General features: G+C 61.6%; 1 protein-coding gene and 1 pseudogene. Both read left to right on the top strand.

Annotated elements, in window-relative coordinates; genetic code table 11:
* The first annotated feature begins 315 nt into the window (after window positions 1–315).
* Complete coding sequence (locus AB0D57_RS47775) at window positions 316–627, top strand: helix-turn-helix domain-containing protein (protein ID WP_362088781.1); 312 nt, start codon at window positions 316–318, stop codon at window positions 625–627.
* A gap of 397 nt (window positions 628–1,024) precedes the next feature.
* Window positions 1,025–1,185 (top strand): annotated as a pseudogene (locus AB0D57_RS47770) (phytanoyl-CoA dioxygenase); the annotation flags it as partial.
* Window positions 1,186–1,415 lie beyond the last annotated feature (230 nt).

Here is a 1,415-nt window from a genome sequence, read left to right as displayed (position 1 = left end):
GGCGAGTTGGACATCTGATCGGGCATGGTCGGCGCCCCTGGCCTGCGGATTCCGGTGTCTTGATCCCCTACACCACGTGGCGGGACGCCATCTCAGAGGACCCACAAGGACCCCTGCCGCTCCAGCGATACACCTCTCCCCTGAGAGCCGTAATGGCGGGCCAACCCTGTCCAGTCCCACCTGCAGGACCATGCCGCGCGGAACATAGCAGCACATCCCCGGTTAGCCAAACCGGGGATTCGCAGCACCATTGTTGTTGTTCGCGCTGGCACTTGGCGGTGGCGGGCGCGGAAAACAGGCTTCGCACGCCTTCTTATGAGACTTAACCGGCCTCAAGCACGTGGGCCGACCGGATCGAATCGAGGCAATTTCGTGCCAAAAGAGCAGGACAGCATTGATGACACCTCCGGGACGGGATCCAGGCCGCGGAGGAACCGCCTCGCCGAGCCAATACTGATGGACACTTCAGAGCTGGCCGTCATGCTAAATATGTCCGAGAGCTGGATATACAGGGAAGCCGCTAAATTGGGACTCAAGGGCTACAAGCTCGGACGAGGGCGGAGCGCAAAGGTCCAATACAAGCGATCCGATGTATTCAAATGGCTAGAACAGCAGAAGATCCACTAGGCACCCGGCGCCGACTTTATAGTCGACCACGCGACTATGGCGGACACCAAAAAGGACTTCCGCTGTGTAGCTCTACCGGGCAGCCGGCCGAATTCAGCAACCCGTACGGCAACCGTCACGACAGCGGCAAAGGGGCACGGTAGGGCAGTCGGCACACGGCCAAACGACGACTCAAGGAGCAAGGTCCAGAAGAAGTTCAGACCGAGTTTCGCCGCCACGCCTTCGTAGACGTCATATGTCAGTCCGTAGGTTGCCGCAGGGGCGTGTCAGAGTTTGAAGCTGATGGCCACCCGGGTATCCACCTGCAGGGAGGGACATAGGTGCCGCAGTTTGTTGGTTCCGACTCGCTGGGCTCGCTTGATCTTCATGGTCTCGTGGTTGTTGACCGGCTGACTTTTGTCATCCGTTCCTCGTGCACGCTGCCCAGCCTCGCCGCGGGACGTCTCCGCGGTTCCTGGCGCAGCCACCGCTGTACCCGATGAGCCGTATCGGCTCAAACGCATGGATGGCAACTATTCGCCCGTGGAGCTCGCCATCCGGCGTGGTTTGGGCATGTGAATCTGCAGGGCGGTGGCGACGCGTGGGGGAGGCTGCCTGTCGGCCTTCCCCACACCGGCGTCCGACCCAAGCCGTATGCCGCAGCTGCCGCCCGGTTGGGCTTGAGGCCAGCACGCACGGTCACGTCCCCTGTGATGCAACGCCGTTGCGTTAGCCGTCAGGCCCGGCGTCAATGTCTCCGTCCTTGACCATCTTGAAGCCCAGTGTGTACGTCTGCACGGTGCGCGGAT

The sequence above is a fragment of the Streptomyces sp. NPDC048275 genome, from assembly GCF_040652275.1.
GTDB lineage: Bacteria > Actinomycetota > Actinomycetes > Streptomycetales > Streptomycetaceae > Streptomyces.
The sequence above is the reverse complement of the archived record's forward strand: the minus strand, read 5'-3'. Positions and strand labels throughout refer to the sequence as shown.